At 52.5% G+C, this 22,812-nt stretch carries 20 protein-coding genes and 1 pseudogene; 4 read left to right on the forward strand and 17 right to left on the reverse strand.

Annotated features, from left to right (window positions below):
* Nucleotides 1-2 precede the first annotated feature (2 nt).
* The 8 genes from arnF to nudI all read right to left on the reverse strand — a co-directional run bounded on the left by arnF (nt 3) and on the right by nudI (nt 8,089).
* The gene (gene arnF, locus OGV71_RS13730) at nt 3-389 is read right to left on the reverse strand and encodes a 4-amino-4-deoxy-L-arabinose-phosphoundecaprenol flippase subunit ArnF (protein WP_003027663.1); all 387 of its coding nucleotides are present in this window, start codon (nt 387-389) and stop codon (nt 3-5) included.
* The gene (arnE, locus tag OGV71_RS13735) at nt 389-724 is read right to left on the reverse strand and encodes a 4-amino-4-deoxy-L-arabinose-phosphoundecaprenol flippase subunit ArnE (protein ID WP_003027661.1); all 336 of its coding nucleotides are present in this window, start codon (nt 722-724) and stop codon (nt 389-391) included. The genes arnF and arnE overlap by 1 nt, the downstream gene beginning before the upstream one ends.
* A complete protein-coding gene (gene arnT, locus OGV71_RS13740; protein ID WP_204583405.1) occupies nt 721-2,379 on the reverse strand; it encodes a lipid IV(A) 4-amino-4-deoxy-L-arabinosyltransferase in 1,659 nt (552 codons plus the stop codon). The genes arnE and arnT overlap by 4 nt, the downstream gene beginning before the upstream one ends.
* A complete protein-coding gene (arnD, locus tag OGV71_RS13745; RefSeq protein ID WP_204583406.1) occupies nt 2,376-3,278 on the reverse strand; it encodes a 4-deoxy-4-formamido-L-arabinose-phosphoundecaprenol deformylase in 903 nt (300 codons plus the stop codon). The genes arnT and arnD overlap by 4 nt, the downstream gene beginning before the upstream one ends.
* The gene (arnA, locus tag OGV71_RS13750) at nt 3,275-5,257 is read right to left on the reverse strand and encodes a bifunctional UDP-4-amino-4-deoxy-L-arabinose formyltransferase/UDP-glucuronic acid oxidase ArnA (protein WP_204583407.1); all 1,983 of its coding nucleotides are present in this window, start codon (nt 5,255-5,257) and stop codon (nt 3,275-3,277) included. Before arnA ends, arnD begins: the two co-directional genes overlap by 4 nt.
* On the reverse strand, nt 5,254-6,237 hold the full coding sequence (gene arnC, locus OGV71_RS13755; RefSeq protein ID WP_003027648.1) for an undecaprenyl-phosphate 4-deoxy-4-formamido-L-arabinose transferase: 984 nt from the start codon (nt 6,235-6,237) through the stop codon (nt 5,254-5,256). The genes arnA and arnC overlap by 4 nt, the downstream gene beginning before the upstream one ends.
* Before the next feature lie 2 nt (nt 6,238-6,239).
* A complete protein-coding gene (gene arnB / locus OGV71_RS13760) occupies nt 6,240-7,379 on the reverse strand; it encodes a UDP-4-amino-4-deoxy-L-arabinose aminotransferase (protein WP_071697039.1) in 1,140 nt (379 codons plus the stop codon).
* Between the two features lie 284 nt (nt 7,380-7,663).
* Nucleotides 7,664-8,089 carry a nucleoside triphosphatase NudI gene (gene nudI, locus OGV71_RS13765; protein WP_204583408.1) on the reverse strand — a complete coding sequence of 142 codons (426 nt, stop codon included), beginning with the start codon at nt 8,087-8,089 and terminating at the stop codon, nt 7,664-7,666.
* Between the two features lie 317 nt (nt 8,090-8,406).
* On the opposite strand from nudI, the gene OGV71_RS13770 reads away from it, so the two are divergent.
* Nucleotides 8,407-8,949 (forward strand): YfaZ family protein, encoded by a 543-nt coding sequence (locus OGV71_RS13770; protein ID WP_003027640.1) that lies wholly within the window; start codon nt 8,407-8,409, stop codon nt 8,947-8,949.
* Between the two features lie 79 nt (nt 8,950-9,028).
* The gene (locus OGV71_RS13775) at nt 9,029-10,225 is read left to right on the forward strand and encodes a nicotinamide mononucleotide deamidase-related protein YfaY (RefSeq protein WP_286533531.1); all 1,197 of its coding nucleotides are present in this window, start codon (nt 9,029-9,031) and stop codon (nt 10,223-10,225) included.
* A 38-nt stretch (nt 10,226-10,263) separates the two neighbouring features.
* Here the strand turns inward: OGV71_RS13775 and OGV71_RS13780 are convergent, their stop codons facing one another.
* The 4 genes from OGV71_RS13780 to glpA form a co-directional block, all read right to left on the reverse strand.
* On the reverse strand, nt 10,264-10,512 hold the full coding sequence (locus tag OGV71_RS13780) for an Rpn/YhgA-type helix-turn-helix domain-containing protein (protein WP_353622297.1): 249 nt from the start codon (nt 10,510-10,512) through the stop codon (nt 10,264-10,266).
* A 317-nt stretch (nt 10,513-10,829) separates the two neighbouring features.
* Nucleotides 10,830-12,020, reverse strand: coding sequence for an anaerobic glycerol-3-phosphate dehydrogenase subunit GlpC (glpC, locus tag OGV71_RS13785; protein ID WP_003027620.1), 1,191 nt, complete (start codon nt 12,018-12,020; stop codon nt 10,830-10,832).
* The gene (gene glpB, locus OGV71_RS13790) at nt 12,017-13,276 is read right to left on the reverse strand and encodes a glycerol-3-phosphate dehydrogenase subunit GlpB (protein ID WP_204583410.1); all 1,260 of its coding nucleotides are present in this window, start codon (nt 13,274-13,276) and stop codon (nt 12,017-12,019) included. The genes glpC and glpB overlap by 4 nt, the downstream gene beginning before the upstream one ends.
* Complete coding sequence (gene glpA / locus OGV71_RS13795) at nt 13,266-14,894, reverse strand: anaerobic glycerol-3-phosphate dehydrogenase subunit A (protein WP_046670096.1); 1,629 nt, start codon at nt 14,892-14,894, stop codon at nt 13,266-13,268. The genes glpB and glpA overlap by 11 nt, the downstream gene beginning before the upstream one ends.
* Before the next feature lie 270 nt (nt 14,895-15,164).
* On the opposite strand from glpA, the gene glpT reads away from it, so the two are divergent.
* On the forward strand, nt 15,165-16,523 hold the full coding sequence (glpT, locus tag OGV71_RS13800; protein ID WP_032949686.1) for a glycerol-3-phosphate transporter: 1,359 nt from the start codon (nt 15,165-15,167) through the stop codon (nt 16,521-16,523).
* 3 nt (nt 16,524-16,526) lie between these two features.
* Nucleotides 16,527-17,594 (forward strand): glycerophosphodiester phosphodiesterase, encoded by a 1,068-nt coding sequence (glpQ, locus tag OGV71_RS13805; RefSeq protein ID WP_204583411.1) that lies wholly within the window; start codon nt 16,527-16,529, stop codon nt 17,592-17,594.
* 61 nt (nt 17,595-17,655) lie between these two features.
* On the opposite strand, the pseudogene OGV71_RS13810 reads toward glpQ, so the two are convergent.
* The 5 genes and pseudogenes from OGV71_RS13810 to ubiG form a co-directional block, all read right to left on the reverse strand.
* A pseudogene (locus tag OGV71_RS13810) lies at nt 17,656-17,745 on the reverse strand (hypothetical protein); the annotation flags it as partial.
* Nucleotides 17,746-17,766: 21 nt separating this feature from the next.
* Nucleotides 17,767-18,021 (reverse strand): ferredoxin-like diferric-tyrosyl radical cofactor maintenance protein YfaE, encoded by a 255-nt coding sequence (gene yfaE / locus OGV71_RS13815; protein ID WP_003027609.1) that lies wholly within the window; start codon nt 18,019-18,021, stop codon nt 17,767-17,769.
* Nucleotides 18,021-19,151 (reverse strand): class Ia ribonucleoside-diphosphate reductase subunit beta, encoded by a 1,131-nt coding sequence (nrdB, locus tag OGV71_RS13820; protein ID WP_003027605.1) that lies wholly within the window; start codon nt 19,149-19,151, stop codon nt 18,021-18,023. Before nrdB ends, yfaE begins: the two co-directional genes overlap by 1 nt.
* A gap of 110 nt (nt 19,152-19,261) precedes the next feature.
* Nucleotides 19,262-21,547, reverse strand: coding sequence for a class 1a ribonucleoside-diphosphate reductase subunit alpha (gene nrdA, locus OGV71_RS13825; protein ID WP_003027604.1), 2,286 nt, complete (start codon nt 21,545-21,547; stop codon nt 19,262-19,264).
* Nucleotides 21,548-22,035: 488 nt separating this feature from the next.
* Entirely contained in the window at nt 22,036-22,764 is a 729-nt protein-coding gene (gene ubiG, locus OGV71_RS13830; protein WP_204583412.1) for a bifunctional 2-polyprenyl-6-hydroxyphenol methylase/3-demethylubiquinol 3-O-methyltransferase UbiG, read from the reverse strand.
* Nucleotides 22,765-22,812: the final 48 nt, after the last annotated feature.

Here is a 22,812-nt window from a genome sequence, read left to right on the forward strand (position 1 = left end):
GCTCAGCGCCGGTGCTTGTCTGCAGGCAGAAAAATCGTCATTAAACCCGCCATGATGCACAGTACCCCAACCAGCGCTTTTACTGAAAATGTTCCCTGCCAGCCGGGCAGAATCATTGATGCAACCCAAACCAGCACATAGCTCAGGCTGAGCAGGGCATAAGCTTTGCTCAGCGCGAGCTGGTGCAGGGCTTTATGCCAGCAAATAACCGACAGCAAATAGCCTGCCAGCCCGGCAGATAAAGCAAACGCTCCAATACTGAGAGAGAATACGGCGGAGATGAACGCCAGCGGCTGCATCATTGGCGGCAGATTATCCATTGCGAAGCCGAGGCTCAACTGGGCTGCGGAGGTGATAATAACGCTACATAATCCCCAAAAGATGCCCATTACACTGCGCTCCCAAGAATAAAAATGCCGGTAATGATCAGCCCAACTCCCAGCCAGTGGCGTGTAGTGACGGGTTCGCGCCAGATTTTCCACGCGGCCAGCGTCACCCATACAAAGTTAAGACTCAGCATGGGGTAGGCGATGCCGACAGGAATGTTCTGCAGTACCGCCAGCCATAGCAGCATGGCCAGACCGAGGCTTGCCAGAGCAAGCCCAATCCATTGCGTGACGTGGCGTTTTCGCGCACGAACGGACACTGGTCGGGTCGCCTGCTTCTGGCATAGCTGGCCGCAGACGCTGAGCAGGCTGGCGAGAACTAAGGCTATCCAGATCATTTTGGTCGATACTGAATCAGAACCAGTCGCCCCTGATTATCAATGTAATCAGCGGGAGGGATGGCGAGTTGATTAATATCTTCATCCTTATCAATCGTGAGCACGAGCGTAATATTTCCTTGCTGACGATGTTGCGCTAACCAGTCGGCAAAGTCTTCCCGACTGACAAAGCGCCCCTGAGCATCCGGGTAGTTGAGGCCATATTTTAACTCGCCCGTTTGGCCATACATTATGATGTCGTCACGCTTCAGGCTCCAGGCCAGCCCTGCGGCAACGCCAACGTTGTCGGTGAGAATGTAACGGCTCGACTCCAGCGACTCTTTAGTCATCTCGACAAAAAACTGCGGCTGTTTAGACTCCATCACCCGGTCAGGGACTGAGAAACCAAACAACAGCGCGAGTCCCAGCGGGCACAGCGCGGCGAATTTCCAGTTCTTCTCGCGGTTATTTAGCGTATACCAACCGAACAGTGCCCAGGTGATAAAAATGCCCCACGCGCAAAACACCTTATACGTTTCGATATGCGACCAGACTGGCGTCTTTAACGGACCCAATGTGGAAACAATAAATGTGGCGACAATGCCGGTCACGCCGAACAGCACGTTGATCCAGCCATTCACACGCAGTGCGGCGGAGCCTTTTTCCGCGGCCTGCAGGCCGAAACGCGCCGTTAATATCGCCAGCGGGGCGAAGCAAGAAAGAATATAGGTTGGCAGTTTTCCTTTGGCGATGCTGAAAAACAGGATTGGCATGACAATCCAGCTTAACAGGTACAGCGCGCTGCGCGGAACATCCCGCTCACGCCAGCCCGTACGCAGCGCGCCGGGGAGCAGCCCGAGCCATGGTAATGCGCCAGCCACGAATACCGGAATGTAGTACCAGATGGGAGCCTTGTGTTGGGCATCATCCTGTGCGAAGCGTTGAATATGTTCAACCCAGAAGAAGTAATGCCAGAAATCCGGCTCACGCCGGGCAATCGCTATTCCCCACGGCAGCACAATCACGACGCAGCCGATAACCGCCAGCAGACCGTAGAGCATGAGATCTTTCCAGCGCTTTTGCGCGAAAACCCACGGCAGTACGCTGAGCACAGGAACGGCAAGCGCCAGGAAGCCCTTGGTCATCACGCCCATACCGCAGGTTAACCCTAACAGCAAAAAAGCGATGATTTTGCGCGTTCTGGTGGTGGCCTGCATGCCTTCCCAAAAACAGCACATGCCCGCCATCAGCCAAAGCGCAATTATTGGATCAAGTACCGCGTAGGTACCGATGCTGTAAACCGAAAAGAACGTTAAAAAGATAGCAGAAGAGAGTACGGCGGTACGCTTATCCTGCCATAACCGCATGGCAAGCCAGGCTACCAGTAGCGCCGTCAGCAAGGTGGCAAAAATAGCCCCCGCTCTGACGCCAAAATTATTAGCACCAAATAGCCATTGTCCGATGCTGTTTAACCAGTATCCGGCAATCGGTTTTTCGAAGTAACGGAGTCCTAAAAAGTGCGGCACGATCCAGTCGCCGGACGTCAGCATTTCCCGACTGATTTCGGCATAGCGCGTTTCATCAGGCTGCCAGAGCAGGCGACTGTTGATGGGGAGAATAAAATACAGTGCAATAAACGCGATACAGGCCAGAGTATGGCGGGCAGCAGGTTTCATTGTGTCACGCTCACCGGTTGTTGGCAGCCGAGCCATCCCTCTCTGCCCGGTATTTTTCCCCGCACGATCCGTCCTGTTGGCAGCGTGCTGATATCGTCTGGTAACAGCTCGCCAAGCGGGCAAAATGTCATCCCCATGTCGGCGGCGCGAGTAAGCAGCTCGTCAAAATTCTGATGAAAGGCGATGCCTTCAACTTCCGCATGAATGGTGTACACCGGTGTTCCTCTGCTCATCTGGATGTGGGAGAGAATATAAGCGTTGAAGTCCACCGCCTGGACCTCCTGACCAACCACTTCATCCCATGTTGGTAACGTGACGGGAATTTGCGGCGTACCTGTTTTCCCGGACGCCAGTACAGGACGAAATAAAGACGTTCCCCGACAGTCGCTGTTATAGCGTAAATGGAACGTTTCTTTTGCCTCGACGACGCGGTTGTCGGCACGCCATCCGGCAACCGCAGAACAGGTAACCGGTTGTCCGATGATGGCTTCAAGGGCGGTAATGCCTCGTGAAATATCATCAATCAGCTGTTTATCATTCCAGTTTCCGCTTCGCGCTTGCCAGGCATGGTGATCCCAGGCATGCAAACCGGTTTCATGAATCAGGGCGGTTTGCGCAATGATCGCCGCATTGGCCTGGCCAATCTCTTTTCCCGGCCATGCGGTTCCCGCGAGCAATATATCCCATCCGTAGAGCGATGCTGCGTTTGAGCGCAGCATCTTCCACAGAAATTGTGGCTTCACAAGACGCCAGAGATGGCGCCCCATGTTGTCAGGTCCAACGCTAAAGAAAAAACTTGCCCGAACGTTATGCCGGTTCAATGTCTCCAACAGGCGGGGCACACCTTCGCGCGTCCCCCGGAAAGTATCGACATCAATGCGCAAGCCTACTTTGGTCATGATGTGTGTTCCGTGATATCCACACTGCGTAAGAAGAAGTCCAGCGTCACTTCTACCGTTTCCTGCATCTCAATGGTGGGCTCCCAGTTCAGGCAGCGTTTTGCATTACGAATGTTGGGCTTACGATGCTCAACGTCCTGATAACCTTTACCATAGTAGCTGCTGCTTTCGACGTCACGGAAACCGGCAAACGGTGGGAAGTGGTTACGCAATGGATGTTTTTCAAAACAGGTAAGCAGCATTTCTGCCAGTTCCTGAATACTGGCCTCATTCTCCGGATTACCGATGTTGATAATTTCGCCATCGCAGCGTCCGCCTTCGTTTTCAATGATGCGGTACAGGGCTTCGATACCATCGCGAATATCAGTAAAGCAGCGTTTTTGCTTACCGCCTTCAATCAGCTTAATAGGTGAACCTTCCACCAGATTGAGGATCAATTGAGTAATGGCGCGTGAGCTGCCGATACGCGCGGCGTTAAGGCTGTCCAGACGCGGTCCCATCCAGTTAAACGGACGGAACAGGGTGAAGCGCAATCCCTCTTTTTCGCCGTATGCCCAAATTACGCGGTCCAGCAACTGCTTGGAAACGGAGTAGATCCAGCGTGGTTTATTGACCGGACCGACGATCAGGTTCGAGCTGTCTTCATCAAAAACTTTGTCGGTACACATGCCGTAGACTTCGGAGGTTGACGGGAAAATGATGCGCTTACGGTATTTCACGCAGTAGCGAATGATTTTCAGGTTCTCTTCAAAATCGAGCTCAAACACGCGCAGCGGGTTGCGGGTATATTCGATTGGCGTGGCGATCGCTACCAGCGGCAGCACGACGTCGCATTTTTTCACATGATATTCAATCCATTCGGAGTGAATGCTGATATCGCCTTCGACGAAATGGAATCGTGGATGCTGCAGAAAACGACTAATGGCGTCGCTGCCAATGTCGAGTCCATACACTTCGTAATTGTCTTCTTGCAACAGGCGTTCGGTCAGATGGTTACCAATGAAGCCATTGACGCCAAGGATCAGCACGCGAGTACGGCGTTTAGCGGTAGTAACTGACTGGCTGTTCAGGCGAGAACCTGGTACCAGGCCCAGAACCTGCGCCAGCTGTGACCCCTGCATGGCAATACCATCGCCAGCTTGCCCGGTAATAATCTCCAGTGCGCCATCAGCGCAGGCGATCAGCAAAGGAGAAACGGAGATGACGGTTCCTGGCTGGGCTGCGCGGTCATTTTTGCAAACACGTGACGACCAGACGGTGAATTTTTGCGTACCAACATAGCTAAATGCGCCCGGCCATGGATCGCTGACGGCGCGTACCTGGTTATGCAACTCTGCGGCTGGTTTGTTCCAGTCGAGGAAGCTATCTTCCGGCGTACGGCGGCCAAAACAGGTCGCTTCTGCTTCCTGTTGGGGGTGTTCTGCATAATCTCCCGTTTTAATCGCGGGCAGCGCCTCTTCCAGTAACTGACGCGCAGCCTGGCACAACTTATGGTGCAGCGTTAACGCCACATCATCGGGCGAAACAGCAACCCGCTGCTGGGCAACAATGGCACCGGCATCCGCGCGTTTGACCATCCGGTGAAGCGTGACGCCGGTTTCGGTTTCACCATTGACCAGTACCCAGTTCAGCGGTGCGCGGCCACGGTATTTGGGCAGTAGCGAGCCGTGCAGATTAAATGCACCCTTAGGGGCAAGGCTGAGGATCTCATCACTCAGTAAATGGCGATAGTAGAACGAGAAGATAACATCAGGTGCCAGTTGGCTAATGCGCTCAATCCACAGGGGATGATTAACCTCGTCCGGGGCGTAAACCGGAATACCGGCGCTGGCCGCGAGGCGGGAAACAGATCCAAAAAACGCTTTTTCACCCGGATTGTCGGTGTGCGTAAAAATGGCAGCGATTTCATAACCTGCATCCAACAAGGCCTGGACACCCTGACATCCCATATCGTGATAGGCAAATACGACGGCTTTCATGCGCGGTTTTCCTCGGTTGACTGCGTGGTTTGTGGGCGGATAACGTGTTGAACAAAATAGCGGGGGCGGGCGCGGACATCGTTATAGATGCGACCGATATATTCGCCGAGTAAACCCATGCCAATAAACTGTGCGCCGATAAAGGTAAACAGGACGGCAAACAGCATGAATACCCCTTCCGCTGCCCACTGTGGGCCGAGCGTCAGGCGCAGAACAACAAGCAAGACTGATAAGGTAAAGCCCGTGGCGGCGATCACGCTGCCCAACAGACTCAGCATGCGAAGCGGTGTTGTGGTAAGGCAAGTCACCAGGTCATACATCAGGTTGATCAGACGCATGAAGCTGTATTTGGAGTCACCAAATTCGCGCTCTGCATGATGTACCGGGATCTCCGTAGCGCGACGGGCAAAAATGTTGGCCAGAATAGGGATAAAGGTGCTGCGCTCCTGGCAATGCAGCATGGCATCGACGATGTGACGGCGATAGGCGCGTAGCATGCAGCCGTAGTCGCCCATTGCTTTACCGGTGGTTCGTTGGATCAGATGGTTGATCATTCGTGAGGCGGTCTTACGAAATACGCTGTCCTGCCGGTTCTGGCGCACCGTGCCCACCACATCAAACCCCTCATCTGCTGTGGCGACCAACCGAGGGATCTCCTCCGGCGGGTTCTGCAAATCGGCATCCAGTGTGATGATCAAGTCGCCAGTGACATGACTGAAACCGGCCATAATCGCCGAGTGCTGTCCGTAATTGCGATTCAGCAAAATAGAAACAATATGGCTGTTTGGCGCCTGGGAGGCGTTCATCATCAACTGAGCGGAATTGTCACTGCTACCGTCGTCGATTAGCAGAATTTCATAGTCTTTACCCAATTTCTCGCAGGCGGCGCTGGTGCGTCTGATTAACTCTGGCAGGCTTTCCTGTTCATTAAAAACGGGAATGACCACCGAGACTTTTTTGATTGGTGCTGCTTCAAACATGATTATTGTCCTGCAATCTCGCGAAGTGCCGTAATGACCCGCTGGGTATCCGCTTCGGTCATGTCTGGGAATAACGGCAGCGAGCAGATGCGCGCGCTGTTCCATTCAGTATTTGGGAGCGAAAGGGTAGTGAAGCGTTCGCGATAATATTTTTGCGTATGGGCTGCACGAAAATGCAGACCGGTGCCGATATCTTTGGTCTTCAGCGCTTCCATCAGGGCATCTCTGCTCAGCCCGCAGCGCGTTTCGTCAACACGAATGATGAATAAGTGCCAGGCATGAACGTGCGGCCACCGGGGCAGGCCCAGCGGTTGAAATGGCGTATCAGCCAGCGCCTGCTGATATTGCTGGGCAATTTGCGCCCGGCGTGAATTCAGTTGCTGCAGCTTATTCAGCTGTACCAACGCAATAGCGGCATTGATATCCGTCAGGTTGTATTTGTATCCTGGCGCAAGCACTTCGGCCTGCGGTGCCCGGCCATAGGTTTGTCGATCAAAAGCATCAACGCCCAGACCGTGAAACTTCAGGCTGCGAAGCCGCTGGGCAAGCTGGCTGTCGTCGGTAACAATCAGTCCACCTTCTGCGCAGGTGATATTTTTGATGGCGTGAAACGAGAAGATTGCCGTACCGCGCGCCCCGACATGACGGCCCTTATACAATGTCCCTACGGCATGGGCCGCATCTTCTATTACCGGGATGCCATAACGCTCGCCAATGGCATAAATCGCGTCAAGATCGGCGGGGGCGCCTGCGTAATGTACTGGAACAATGGCTTTGGTTCGTGGGGTAATGGCGGCTTCAATTTGCTCAGGTGTGACCATCAGCGTATCGCGGTCGACGTCGACCATGACTGGCGTCGCACCCAGCAGGACAATCATGTTGAGGGTAGAAACCCACGTCATCGACGGCGTAATGACCTCATCGCCTGCACCTATGCCCAACGCCATCAGTGTGATGTGCATACCTGCCGTGGCAGAGCAGACGGCGACAGCGTGTTGATTTCCTGTGAGCTGACAGAAGGCTTCTTCCAGCTGTTGATTTTTCGGGCCGGTGGTTATCCACCCAGAGTCCAGAACCGCCTTCACTGCGGCAAGTTCTTCAGCACCCATTGCCGGGCGAGAGAAAGGCAAAAAGTCAGACATCATTATTCCTTCAAGCCATTTAACGCCACCGAAGTTTTATTTTTAGTGATAAACAGGGGCGTCGTTAATTATTTCATCAGGCTACAAAGGTTAATGACTGAAGGTTAATTTATCCTTAAGAGTTTAAGGTTTGGGATATAATAATAAATACAGTAGTGAGTGGTTTATTTATTTGAATATAAAAGATTTTTAGTCATTTTGGCGGTATTGCTCTCTGTTGCTGAATGCTGAAAGCAATACCGCTAATGTGATCATTGTTTATATTACGTTGAAACTCGTGGGACTTACAGTAACCCTTTCAAGGTTAACGTTTTACGCGTGGCGATATTTAAGTCGTAGGTGTCAAGATCTTCCGCTTTAACCCACGCGAAGTCCTGAAACTCTTCGTTAATGTTCACTTCACGATTAGCTGCCACACAATCGAAGATGAGATAAATCATATAAATCTCTTCCTGGCTGCCATCCGCGTATGTTTTGGTACGAATATCGTCACTGAAAGTCCATGGCGTAATTTCTGATAACACCAGCTGCTCACCCAGCTCTTCTCTCACTTCCCGGCGCAAAGCTTCTTCGATGCGTTCACCCGGCTCAACGCCACCGCCAGAAAGCGCCCACTGACCGGGAAACACGCCGCGGTCGTCAGCCATTTTGCAGAGTAAATAGCAGCCATCGTTTTGAATTAATGGGCAAACAATTGTTCTTTGGCGCATAGGTCAAGTCCTTCCAGGGGCGGGTATTAAGAATTCCATCATCCACCTATCTTACCTTTTGCTGGCTGGAGAAAAAACGCTTCATCGACGATTAAGTCCGTACGGGCGAGGAAAAATTGATTGTTGTTGAAAATGGCGTTCAGGGATGCGAATGATAGATTACATACAAAAATTTAACCTTATCTAATCTCATTAAGTAGTATTTAGTTACAATATGGTCTTGCATCGCTTTTTTAGCTCATTGATTCCTCGTCATCTGACAGTACAATTCACCGGTTTTGGGGCTATGTTTTGATTCTTGCAGGAAAGGATAGAAAATGAAAAAAAGTTTACTGTTGGGTTTTGCCGGAATGCTGTTTGTTTCCGCTTCGGCAAACGCGATTAGCATCAATGGTCAGGCTGGCGAAGACTACACCAACCTTGGATTCGGTATGGGTACTGAGACCACTGGTCTGGCCGTCAGTGGCAACTGGATGCATAACGATGACGACGGCGATGTTGCTGGGCTGGGCCTGGGGCTGAATATCCCGCTCGGTCCACTGCTGGCGACCGTTGGTGGTAAAGGTGTTTATACCAATCCAAACGATGGCGATGAAGGTTATGCTGCGGCTGTCGGTGGTGGTTTACAGTGGCCGATCGGCGACAGCATTCGTCTGTTTGGTGAGTACTATTACTCTCCTGATTCGCTTTCCAGCGGTATCGACAGCTATGAAGAAGCAAATGCCGGTGCGCGTTTGACCATTATGCGTCCGCTGAGCATCGAAGCCGGTTATCGTTACCTGAACCTGGCAGGTAAAGACGGTAACCGTGATAACGCAATTGCTGATGGCCCGTACGTTGGGGTTAACGCCAGCTTCTAACATTTCTGGCGCGGCGTTCAGTCGCGCCTTCCCCCCTCCATGCGTTATAGTGTTTTCATCATAAAAGCAGGAGAACACGATGTTAAACGTGGAGATGCTATCCACCGGGGATGAAGTGTTGCACGGACAAATCGTCGACACCAATGCCGCCTGGCTGGCCGATTTTTTCTTTAATCAGGGTTTACCGCTAACACGCCGCAACACGGTAGGTGACAATCTTAACGATTTAGTCGCCGTTTTGCGTGAGCGTAGCGAACACGCCGATATACTGATCGTTAATGGCGGTTTGGGGCCAACCAGCGATGATTTGAGCGCGCTGGCAGCGGCAACGGCAAAAGGCGAAGGGCTGGTGCTGCATGAAGCATGGCTGACCGAGATGGAGCGATATTTCCGCGATCGTGGCCGCGTGATGGTGCCAAGTAACCGCAAACAGGCTGAACTTCCCGCCAGCGCGGAGTTTATCAATAATCCGGTGGGTACCGCGTGCGGGTTCGCCCTGAAGCTTAACCGCAGCCTGATGTTCTTTACACCGGGTGTACCGTCAGAATTCAAAGTCATGGTTGAGCATGAGATCCTGCCGCGTTTGCGTGAGCGTTTCTCTTTGGCTCAGCCCCCGTTATGCCTGCGATTAACCACCTTTGGCCGTTCTGAAAGCGAGCTGGCACAAAGCCTGGATCCGCTGACTTTGCCACCGGGTGTAACAATGGGATATCGCTCCTCAATGCCGATTATTGAGCTGAAGCTGACCGGGCCGGATTCACAACGGGAAGCGATGCTGGCGCTGTGGCCTGAGGTGAAAAAGGTTGCCGGGCAAAACATGATTTTTGAAGGTACGGAAGGTTTGCCTGCGCAAATCGCCCGCACGTTACAGGAACGACAATACAGCCTGACGCTGAGCGAACAATTTACCGGTGGTCTGGTCGCGTTGCAGCTTTCTCGCGCTAATGCTCCGTTGTTGGCGAGCGAAGTTGTTCCGCCCCAGGAAGAAACGCTGGCGCAAACGGCGCATTGGGTAACCGAGCGACGTAGCAAACATTATGCCGGGCTGGCTTTGGCGATATCAGCTTTCGAAAACGAACATATTAACTTTGCACTGGCCACCCCCAATGGGACATATGGTTTGCGCGTTCGGCTGAACGCTAATCGCTACAGCTTGTCGATTCGTCAGGAAGTGTGCGCAATGATGGCGCTAAATATGCTGCGCCGTTGGCTTAACAATCAGGATCTTGCCAGCGAGCACGGCTGGATCGAAGTGATTGAGTCGCTCACGATTTAATTATTAACAGGGAAGGTTACAAACCTTCCCAATCTGACTCATTCTGTGACATAGTCAGGCAATAGCCCAGTAATTAACCGAACCAAATCACGATCAATTCCATTTTCCAGCATCATGCGCGCGATACGTAAGGCTTCTTCTTGCGTACCTTTCTGTACTCCTTGCGCTAATCCTTGCTGTATCCCTTGTTGTAGCCCTTGTTGTAGCCCTTGTTGTATCCCTTGTTGTAGCCCTTGTTGTAGCCCATTGTGGTGACCTTCTTGTTTTAGCCTCTCTGCGATTGTCATCAACCTCAACTTATGATGGGGGGAACGTTCGGCAACTTCATGGATAAATTCGCTGACGTGAGAAACGTCACCGTACCGTAGCAGGTAATTAAATAGCGTTTGTAGCTGGCTGTCATTAGCGGTGCTTGTAACTAATGGTACTTGCAACTAATAGAGAAGATGGCGTGACGATATCCACTTTTAATATGCGCTGCATGCGGGAAATGGGGTCTTTGCGTGGATGAATCAGAGATAAATATGTTCGACTGCAACGTATTCAAATAAGCGGAACTGGATGCGCAAAAATGCCCGGTAGCAAACACCACCGGGCAACTGAGTTACCCCAACGCTTTGGCAAGCAGGGTGATAGGATGTTCGCAACGCTTACTGGTAGACATCTCAATCTGCCATTTACAGGTTTCGCAGTCGGTGACGACGATATCTGCGCCGCTTTCTTCAATTTGGCGGAATAACGGTGCGCCAATAGACTGTGAAGTCGGATAGTTTTCCTTTTTAAAGCCGTAAGTCCCGGCAATCCCACAACACTGAGAATCCAGCACCGTCAGCTCCAGCCCCGGAATTTGTCGCAGTAGCTCCAGCGTGTAGAGCGTCCAGCCCATTTTCTCCATATGGCATGGCGTGTGATAGACCACCTTCAGCGGCAGCGTTTTCAGCGGCAGCGTTTTACCTTCATCCAGCTTGCGCCACAGCCAGCGGGTTGCCAGTTCAATGTGTTCTCGCAGGCCTGAGTTGTCGACATCCAGCACTTCTGGATATTCATCACGTAGCGCAAAGGTACAGGTTGATGAGGTGGCGATCACCGGAATGCCTTTGCCATCAATCGCTTCCCGGAGTGAGGCCACGTTGCTGACCGCCTGCTTACGCGCTTTATCTGTAAATCCGTTAGCAATCAGCGGCACGCCACAGCATTTCTCTTTACTCAGCAGTTGCACGCCGGTTCCCATCGCATTCAACACCTTGATCAGGTCTTTGCCAAGCTGGGGATGGTTGTAATTCACAAAACAGCCGTGGAAAAAGGCGACCTGATCCTGATACTGCGCCTGCTGTGCGGCAATGCTGCGATACCAGCGGCGGAAGGTACCAAAGGAGTACTTCGGCAGCGTACGGCGATGATCGATTTTTAGCGCGTAATCCAGCAACTGACGTACCGGTTTTAGTGAGGTGGCGGTATTCACTATTGGGGCGAAGGGGGTGGAAACGCTACCCATTAAATCGGTATGGCTTAAGACGAAGTTACGCAGCGATGGGCGCGTCGTGTCGTATTTGGCGCGCGCGCGCTGGATGATATCGCCGATTTTCACGTCTGACGGACAGGCCACTTCGCAGCGCTTACAGTTGATGCAGTATTTCAGCGCATCGTCATATAGTGCGCCATCTTTCAGGCGCAGACGTTCACCGTCCGGGCCGGCCTGCTTAGGGCCCGGGTAGCTCGGGTTGACGCGGCTTACCGGGCAGGCGGTGGTGCACACCGTACATTTGATACAACTTTCAAAACGTGTGTCGCTCATTGCTGTCCTCCTGCACGTTTCGCAATATGATGTGCGGCATGTAAGGCGCTGACTGCGCACACGCCGCCTCCGCAACCCTGGGCGATAGGGTCGAATCCGCCGAGGACGGAACCGATGGCGTACATGTTCTCTATCGTTTTTCCCGCCAGTGATGGGCGCAATGTGGCATCGGTTGTGACGCCAAACAGTTGCCACGGTTGTGGATCGAAAACATCACGCTGATACCACTCGGCGCGGGTAGCTGTTTGCTGTACATCCAGTCCCAGGATTGGTTCGTGGATTGCCTCATGCGTGGCGACCAGCCCGCTGCTGAAAAAACTGCCGCTGGCGAGCACGGCGAAACGTGGCCGCAACGGGATATCGGCATGATTTCGGGTCCAGATTTCGCTGACCACGCCGTCCTGACAGGTGATTTTCTTCACTTCATCACCCGGCATCCACACACCGCCCTGGCGCACAAACTGGCGCTGCAATTTGTTGTGTAAACGCATGCCCAGTACCGAAGGAGGTAGGGTCGGTAACAGTGTCAGCGAGCAGGGGAGGCGCTCGTTAAGCCACTGCCAGAGTCGCTCATCTGCCAGACCAAAGCAGGCCGGCATGATTATCATGTCGCAGGTTTTTGCCATTGGCAGTAATGCGTCATAGAGCAGCGACCATTTATCTTCGTTATCCAGCAGGCGCGCAATATTAACGGCGCGAAACTCAGTTGGGTTATCACGCAGAACATCCAGTTCCGGCAGTTCGATTTCAGCCGTCTCGACGCTGAGATTACGTTGGCGTAATGACGCCGCGGCGAGATGCGCCTGAAAATCCAGTAACCCGCTAATCCCTACAACGCATATACGCTGCGCGGACAGCGGCCAGACCGGCACTTCCGGGGAACTTAACCAGGTTGAGCGCAGGGTGCCCAGCGGGGTAACACGTTGATGTGCCTGATGCACGTTGCCTTGCAAATGCGTTCCGCATTCTTCCAGTAAATTTTGCGCCTGCTGGGCCAGTTCCAGAACGTTCTGCGTTCCGATGGTGCTATACGGATGTGCGGGTGCCTGAGTGTGCAGCGTATTCAAACCCGCTTCTATATCCGTCACCGGTTGACCATCGGGTAAGCTGCTGAGCAAATCCAGTGAGCCGGAGGAAAAATGTAGGGCGCTTTGGCCGCGGGTAACAATCGTGCAGCGCAGTCCGCTTTTTTGCAGTTGCAGGCCACATAGCAGTCCAGCGAGGCCGCCGCCTATAATGACGGTATCAAATTTCATCCTGGTGCTCCTTTTCCAGACCACACAACCCTTGATAAACCCAGCGAGTGAATTCGCTTTCGCGCAGTGCATCTCCCCAGGCGATAGGCTGCACACCTTTCCAGCGTTCGTTGAGGAAGTCGGAAAGCTGAGTAATGGATTGTGCTGCGGTAGTGACATTAAAACGTTGCAGCAAACCTGCGGCGCGACAGGCACACAATTCGCCCTGGCAGGTCCCCATTCCGACGCGGGTACGGCGACGTAAATCGAGCAGACTGTTGACGGTTAAATTCTCGACGGCGTATTGCACTTCGCCTGCGGTGACCGCTTCGCATTCACAGACCAGGCTGCGATGTTGACGGCCTTCGCTCAGCCACGCTGGGGTACGATCGCCGTGACGGTAGACTGCCGAGCCGCGTAGCGGCGCAGGTAACGAAATAACGCGTTTAAGCGTATGCTCGGTAGATTCCTGTGAGCCAGGCAACGCGGTGTCTGCGGTTGTGCAAGGCTGGGTATTGCCCAGCTTACGGCAAACAGCATCGGTAGCCCATTCCGCCATCAGGCGGTAGGTCATCAGTTTGCCGCCGGTAATGGTGATAAACCCTTCCAGTCCGTCACGCTGGGCGTGATCGAACAGTACAATCCCACGGCTGACGTTACGCCCGGTGGGATCGTCGTCGCTGGCCACCAGCGGACGCACGCCGGAGTAGGCGCGTAAAATGCGCGTTTTCGCCATAATCGGCGCCAGTTTCTCGCCTTCACGCAGCAGAATGTCGACTTCTTCTGCGGTGACGCGGTTGCTGTCGATATCATCGTAATCAATGTGCTGCGAGGTGGTACCGATCAATGAGATGGTATCGCCAGGCACCAGAATATCGGCGTCAGACGGTTTACGGCAGCGGTTGATGACATGCTGGTTAATGCGATGATCCATAATCAGCAACGAACCTTTGGCCGGGAACATTCGGATGCTCAGATCGGCATATTCCGCAATGCGTTGACCCCAGATCCCGGCGGCGTTGACGACAACTGGTGCATGCAGGGACTGCATTTCGCCCGTCAGATGATTGCGCACGTTAACGCCGCAAACCGTTGCCCCTTCACGGATAAGTCCCGTGACTTCATGCGCCGTTAAGATAACCGCGCCATGCTCACGCGCATCCAGCATGTTGGCGGCGGTTAAGCGGAAAGGATCAACCGTGCCGTCCGGCACTTTTACCGCACCAATCAGCTGTGGATTCACGGAAGGTTCGATAATACGTGCCTGCTGAGGGTCAATCGCTTCTGCGCGAATCCCAGCCTCTTCACAGGCGCGAATAAAGGTCGCCTGAAAGGAGAGCTCATCCTCCGGCAGGGTAATAAACAGACCGTCCGTTGGCTCAACGCAATGGCGGGCGATACGTTTCAGAATTTGGTTTTCGCTGATGCACTCACGGGCAGATTCAGCGTCGGTGACGGCGTAGCGTGCACCGCTGTGCAGCAGGCCGTGGTTGCGCCCGGTCGCACCTGTGGCGATATCGTGGCGTTCCACTAAGATGACGCGCAACCCGCGCAGCGCACAATCGCGTGCGATCCCTGCACCTGTTGCTCCTCCACCAATGATAATCACGTCACTTGTTTGCGAGTCGCGAGTTTTCATTGTTTTTCCTCACAGTTCGTTTTTTATCATTTAGCCACATAAAAAACATGGATTGTTTGATTTCGCGCATAATCGCTCATTATTCGAAAATGAAACGTGATTTCGTGCGCCTTTATGAACATTTGTCATAAATCTGTAACAATATGTGCTGCGTTTCACATTTTTGTTATGTATCTTTCCTTAACATCGCGGCCACACTGGGAGCGGTAGGGTAGTAATGACGAACTGCAGTGTTTACTTCGAATGAAAGACGGCCACGGAGGCTACACTATGTTGAGCATTTTTAAACCAGCGTCACACACGGCGCGTTTACCTGCAGCGGAGATCGACCCGACATATCGTCGATTACGTTGGCAGATTTTTCTGGGGATTTTCTTTGGTTATGCCGCGTACTATCTGGTACGTAAGAACTTTGCCCTTGCGATGCCGTATCTGGTTGAGCAGGGGTTCTCGCGTGGCGATCTGGGTTTTGCGTTGTCCGGTATCTCCATTGCTTACGGATTTTCGAAATTCATCATGGGGTCCGTTTCGGATCGCTCGAATCCGCGCGTTTTCCTGCCTGCGGGTCTGATACTGGCTGCGGCAGTGATGTTGTTTATGGGCTTTGTACCGTGGGCAACATCGAGCATTGCGATTATGTTTGTGCTGCTGTTCCTCTGCGGATGGTTCCAGGGGATGGGATGGCCGCCGTGTGGTCGTACCATGGTGCACTGGTGGTCGCAGAAAGAGCGTGGCGGCATCGTTTCAGTCTGGAACTGTGCGCATAACGTGGGTGGCGGTCTGCCTCCTCTGTTATTCCTGCTGGGTATGGCCTGGTTCAATGACTGGAAAGCGGCGCTGTACATGCCTGCTTTCGGTGCGATCGTCGTCGCGCTGTTTGCTTTTGCTCTGATGCGTGACACTCCGCAGTCCTGTGGTCTGCCGCCAATCGAAGAGTACAAGAACGATTATCCGGACGATTACAACGAGAAAGCGGAAGAAGAGCTGACTGCGAAGCAGATCTTCATGCAGTACGTACTGCCGAACAAACTGTTGTGGTACATCGCTATCGCCAACGTGTTTGTTTATCTGCTGCGCTACGGCATCCTGGACTGGTCGCCGACTTACCTGAAAGAAGTGAAGCATTTTGCACTGGATAAATCATCCTGGGCCTACTTCCTGTATGAATATGCGGGTATTCCGGGCACGCTGCTGTGTGGCTGGATGTCGGATAAAGTCTTCCGTGGAAACCGTGGCGCGACCGGCGTGTTCTTTATGACGCTAGTGACGATTGCGACCATCGTTTACTGGATGAACCCGGCAGGCAACCCGAACGTAGATATGGCTTGTATGATTATCATCGGCTTCCTGATCTACGGCCCGGTCATGTTGATTGGTCTGCATGCGCTGGAACTGGCACCGAAAAAAGCGGCAGGTACGGCGGCTGGCTTTACTGGTCTGTTCGGTTATCTCGGCGGTTCTGTGGCTGCGAGCGCCATTGTCGGCTACACCGTTGACTTCTTCGGTTGGGACGGCGGCTTTATGGTGATGATTGGCGGTAGCGTGCTGGCGGTTATTCTGCTGGTAGTCGTCATGATTGGCGAAAAACGCCATCACGAAGAGATGCAGCTCAAGCGTAACGGGGGCTAATAGATGAAAACCACATTGAAAAGTATCAGCGTGGCGCTGATGCTGGCAGGTATGGTTGTGAGCAGCGCGGCGGTTGCCGCAGATAAAATCGTGATTGCGCACCGTGGCGCCAGCGGTTATCTACCGGAGCATACGTTACCTGCGAAAGCGATGGCCTATGCTCAGGGAGCGGATTACCTGGAACAGGATTTGGTGATGACTAAGGACGACCATCTGGTCGTCCTGCATGACCACTATCTTGACCGCGTCACCGATGTTGCCGAGCGTTTCCCGGATCGTGCGCGTAAAGATGGGCGTTACTATGCTATCGACTTTACGCTGGATGAGATTAAGTCGCTGAAATTTACCGAAGGCTTTGATATCGAAAATGGCAAAAAGGTCCAGACCTACCCAGGGCGTTTCCCGATGGGTAAATCTGATTTCCGTGTGCACACTTTCGAAGAAGAGATTGAGTTCGTTCAGGGATTAAATCATTCAACCGGTAAAAACATCGGCATTTACCCGGAAATGAAAGCGCCGTGGTTCCATCATCAGGAAGGGAAGGACATTGCGGCTAAAACGCTGGAAGTACTGAAAAAGTACGGGTACACCGACAAGAACGACAAGGTCTATCTGCAGTGTTTTGATGTCGCAGAGTTAAAGCGCATTAAGAATGAACTGGAACCGAAGATGGGGATGGATCTCAATCTGGTACAGTTGATTGCGTACACTGACTGGAATGAAACTCAGGAGAAAAAGCCGGACGGCAGTTGGGTTAATTACAACTACGACTGGATGTTTAAACCGGGTGCCATGAAGCAGGTTGCGCAGTATGCGGACGGCATTGGGCCGGACTACCACATGCTGATTGATGAGAAGTCGAAGAAGGGCAATATCTCGTTAACTGGCATGGTGCAGGACGCACATCAGAATAAGATGGTGGTGCATCCTTATACCGTTCGCGCCGATCAACTGCCGGATTACACCACTGACGTAAACCAGCTGTATGACATTCTTTATAACAAAGCGGGCGTTGGCGGGCTGTTCACCGACTTCCCCGACAAAGCAGTGAAATTCCTGAATAAAGAGTAATGGCATAAGGCCTGTGATGCACCTCCGGTCACAGGCCTTATTGGACGAAACGTTTTAACCGCTAGATAAGGCCGTCTGCTGTCAACGTTTCCATACAAGCCTGCAGGAGAAATAAAGGGCTGCCGTTCATCGGCGGCTCTTTTGCCAGTAACAATTTTTATCCCGCCTTGCGTTACAGCTCTATTTCAATATCGCCTTTTGCCCGGCAACAGCAGGGCAATATTTCACCCGGTTGAATGAAGGCCAGAGGTTCTGCAATCCAGTCAACCTGTCCCGCCACCAGGCGGGTACGACAGGAGCCGCAGTAGCCTTCACGACACTGATATTCGACTTCAACATCGTGCGACTCGAGTGCGGCAAGTAGGGAAGGATGTTCATCCTGGCACAGCAGTTGTGTGCCAGAGATGCGCAAAGTCACGCGGCCCATCAGAGCTGGAAGTTACTCAGATCGTCAGTATCAACTTCCGAATCGATCTGGCCGACCAGATAAGAGCTGACTTCCACTTCCTGAGGTGCGACCTGGACGTTGTCAGACACCAGCCAGGTATTGATCCAAGGGATCGGGTTAGAGCGTGTCTGGAATGGCAGATCGAGTCCGACAGCCTGCATACGGATGTTGGTGATGTACTCAACGTACTGGCACAGAATGTCTTTATTCAGGCCAATCATTGAGCCATCACGGAACAGATAGTCCGCCCACTCTTTTTCCTGCAGCGCGGCCTGTACGAACAGGTCGTAACATTCTTGTTTGCACTCTTCGGCAATTTCCGCCATCTCCGGATCGTCTACACCGCTGCGCAGAAGGTTCAGCATATGCTGAGTACCGGTCAGATGCAGGGCTTCGTCGCGGGCGATCAGACGAATAATTTTCGCGTTGCCTTCCATCAGTTCACGTTCGGCGAATGCGAAGGAGCAGGCGAAGCTGACATAAAAGCGGATCGCTTCCAGCGCGTTGACGCTCATCAGGCACAGATATAGCTTCTTCTTCAGTTCACGCAGGTTTACGACAACCGTTTTACCATTCACGGTATGCGTACCTTCGCCCAGCAAGTGCCAGTAGCTGGTCATCTCGATCAACTCGTCGTAGTAGCTGGAAATACCTTCGGCGCGTTTCTGGATTTGCTCATTAGTGACGATATCGTCAAACACCACCGCCGGATCGTTCACGATGTTACGAATGATGTGGGTGTAGGAGCGGGAATGGATCGTTTCAGAAAACGCCCAGGTTTCTACCCAGGTTTCCAGCTCAGGGATCGAGATTAACGGCAGCAGCGCGACGTTTGGACTACGTCCCTGAATGGAGTCCAGCAGCGTCTGATACTTCAGGTTGCTAATGAAGATATGTTTTTCATGTTCCGGCAGTGCCTGGAAATCGATACGATCGCGAGAAACATCGACTTCTTCCGGACGCCAGAAGAAAGAGAGTTGCTTTTCGATCAGTTTTTCAAAGATGTCATATTTTTGCTGATCGTAGCGGGCGACGTTCACCGGCTGGCCGAAGAACATCGGTTCCAGAAGCTGATCATTTTTCGTCTGTGAAAAAGTGGTGTATGCCATTGATGTGAATCCTGTCTGGAATGTACTGCCGGATGCGCTTTGCTTATCCGGCCTACAATACCGCGAATTAATTTGTAGGCCGGGTAAGCGCTACGCCACCCGGCAAAAGATTAAATCTTACATGCGCCGCTTTCGCAGCCATCGTCCTGAATGGACGGTACCAGATCGTCCTGAGAGTCTTCCGCACCGTCACGGGTGTTCTGATAATACAGCGTTTTGACACCAAATTTGTAGGCGGTGAGCAGGTCTTTCAGCAACTGCTGCATCGGTACTTTTCCGGACGGGAAGCGCGACGGATCGTAGTTGGTGTTGGCAGAAATCGACTGATCGATAAATTTCTGCATGATACCTACCAGCTGCAAGTAGCCGTCGTTGTTCGGCATTTCCCACAGCAGTTCATATGCGTCGTGCAGGTGTTCGTAGTCCGGCACGACCTGACGCAGAATTCCATCTTTCGATGCTTTGATGCTCACGTAACCGCGTGGTGGTTCAATACCGTTGGTGGCGTTGGAGATCTGCGAAGAGGTCTCGGACGGCATCAGAGCGGAGAGCGTGGAGTTACGCAGACCGTGAGTTTTAATTGATTCGCGCAGGCTTTCCCAGTTGTAATGCAGGGATTCGCTGACGATAGCATCCAGGTCTTTTTTATAGGTATCGATCGGCAGAATGCCTTTCGCATAGGTGGTTTCGTTAAACCACGGGCATGCGCCTTGCTCTTTCGCCAGCTCGTTAGACGCTTTCAGCAGGTAATACTGAATCGCTTCAAAGGTTTTGTGAGTCAGGTTATTAGCGCTGCCGTCAGAGTAGCGTTTACCGTTTTTCGCCAGCCAGTAGGCATAGTTGATAACGCCAATACCCAGCGTACGACGCCCCATCGCACCGCGTTTGGCGGCCGGAATCGGATAATCCTGGTAATCGAGCAGCGCATCCAACGCACGTACCGCCAGTACGGCCAGTTCTTCCAGTTCGTCCAGACTTTCGATAGCGCCCAGGTTAAATGCGGACAGCGTACACAGCGCAATTTCGCCGTTTTCATCGTTAACGTCGGTCAGCGGTTTGGTCGGCAGGGCGATTTCCAGGCACAGGTTGGACTGGCGTACCGGCGCGACAACCGGATCAAACGGGCTATGGGTGTTGCAGTGGTCAACGTTCTGAATATAGATACGACCAGTAGAGGCACGTTCCTGCATCATCAGTGAGAACAGCTCAACCGCTTTCACGCGCTGTTTGCGGATGCTGTCGTCGTTTTCATATTGGGTGTACAGACGTTCGAACTCATCCTGATCGGCGAAGAACGCGTCATACAGACCCGGGACGTCGGACGGGCTAAACAGGGTGATGTCGCCGCCTTTCAGCAAACGGGTGTACATCAGTTTGTTGATCTGTACGCCGTAGTCCATGTGACGAACGCGGTTGCCTTCGACGCCACGGTTGTTTTTCAGGACCAGCAGGCTTTCAACTTCCAGGTGCCACATTGGGTAGAACAGCGTGGCTGCACCGCCGCGTACGCCACCCTGAGAGCAGGATTTAACCGCAGTCTGGAAATGCTTGTAGAACGGAATACAACCGGTGTGGAACGCTTCACCGCCGCGAATCGGGCTACCCAGCGCACGGATGCGACCGGCGTTAATGCCGATACCGGCACGCTGAGAAACGTATTTCACAATCGCGCTGGAGGTTGCGTTGATGGAGTCAAGGCTGTCGCCGCACTCGATCAGAACGCAGGAGCTGAACTGACGCGTTGGGGTACGCACGCCGGACATAATCGGCGTCGGCAGCGAGATTTTGAATGTAGAAACAGCGTCGTAGAAACGTTTCACATATTGCAGACGTGTTTCACGCGGATAGTTAGAAAACAGGCAGGCTGCTACCAGAATGTAGAGGAACTGTGCGCTTTCATAGATCTCACCGGTAACACGGTTTTGCACCAGATATTTGCCTTCTAACTGCTTCACCGCAGCGTAGGAGAAGGTCATATCACGATCGTGTACGATGAACGAGTCCATCTGCTTGAACTCTTCTTCCGTGTAGTCTTCCAGCAGATGATTGTCGTATTTGCCCATTTCAACCATTTTCACGACATGGTCAAACAGTTTTGGCGGTTCAAACTCGCCGTAGGCTTTTTTGCGCAGATGGAAAATCGCCAGACGGGCGGCCAGATACTGATAATCCGGCGCTTCGCGGGAGATCAGGTCGGCAGCAGCTTTGATGATTGTTTCATGGATATCGGAGGTCTTGATACCGTCATAAAACTGAATGTGGGAGCGCAGCTCGACCTGAGAGATCGATACGTTATTCAGTCCTTCTGCCGCCCAATCCAGAACTCGGTGGATTTTGTCGAGATTGATGCGCTCTGTACTACCATCACGCTTTGTCACCAGCAGACTCTGATTCATGTGGTTTTTTACCTGTCCGTGAAAGAAAAAATATCCCCCATATTATCCACAGAGTCATGTTGTGACTAAGTCTGTGGATAAATACTATATGTAGGGGTTGTTTGATAAAATAGACGCTATATGGTGAGTATTCTAGTAGGGATTCTTTTCAGCACAAGAGTTGATTTTGAGGTTAAATTGAGGTTGCAAAAGGGTGAGAATCGCTAAGTGCGCGTCTTATAAGGCCTGGCGGGGATGTCAATAATTGAGAAAAAAAATAGAAATTTTGATCGAGTGCTGATTTCTTCATCTAAGGTAAGGAAAGTTCTTATGATCTGGCGCAAAAATTGCTGTACCGGTACTACTCAGGATTGGTAGGCGATGCGTAATAACGTAGGCCTGATAAGCGAAGCGCCATCAGGCGTTAAAGCCCGGAGTCGTGCCGGATGGCGGCGCTGGCGCGCTTTATCCGGCCTACAATCCAGCGTCATAAGGCCATGAGCGCTGGTTTATTCGCTTTTGGCGGTGGTATGCACCATATAGTTCACATCAACGCCCGGACCGAGTTTGAAGGTGTTAGTGATGGGGTTGTAGTGCAGGCCGGTCATATGACGCTCTTTCAGCACGGTCTGGTCAACCCACTCTAACAGTTCAGCGGGCTTAATGAATTTTTTCACATCATGCGTGCCTTTCGGCACCATCCGCAGAATATATTCCGCTCCGACCACCGCCATCAGCCAGGATTTGCCGTTGCGGTTAAGCGTGGAAAAAAAGACTTCGCCGCCCGGTTTAACCAGTCTGGCGCAGGCCCTGACCACCGACTGCGGATCTGGTACGTGCTCCAGCATTTCCATGCAGGTCACCACGTCATACTGATGCGCATGCTTATCCGCATGTTCTTCGACAGTTTCTTGTACGTACTCCACCTGGATGCCGCTCTCCAGCGCATGCAGTTTTGCGACCTGTAACGGTTCAAAGCCCATGTCCAGCCCGGTGACGGTTGCGCCTTCGCGCGCCATGCTTTCCGCCAGAATGCCGCCGCCGCAGCCGACGTCGAGAACCTTTTTACCAAACAGGCCACCTGAGCGCTCAGTAATGTAGCCCAGACGCAGCGGGTTAATACGGTGCAGTGGCTTAAATTCACCCTCAAGATCCCACCAGCGTGACGCGACTGCTTCAAACTTGGAAATTTCTTCATGGTCAACGTTGTGAGTAACCGGGGGTTTTTCGGCATTCATTGGGGCTTCTACTCCTAAATTTGCGATGCAAATGAGTATATCAGCCTG

This window comes from Citrobacter sp. Cf088, from assembly GCF_030334295.1.
Classification (GTDB): domain Bacteria; phylum Pseudomonadota; class Gammaproteobacteria; order Enterobacterales; family Enterobacteriaceae; genus Citrobacter; species Citrobacter freundii.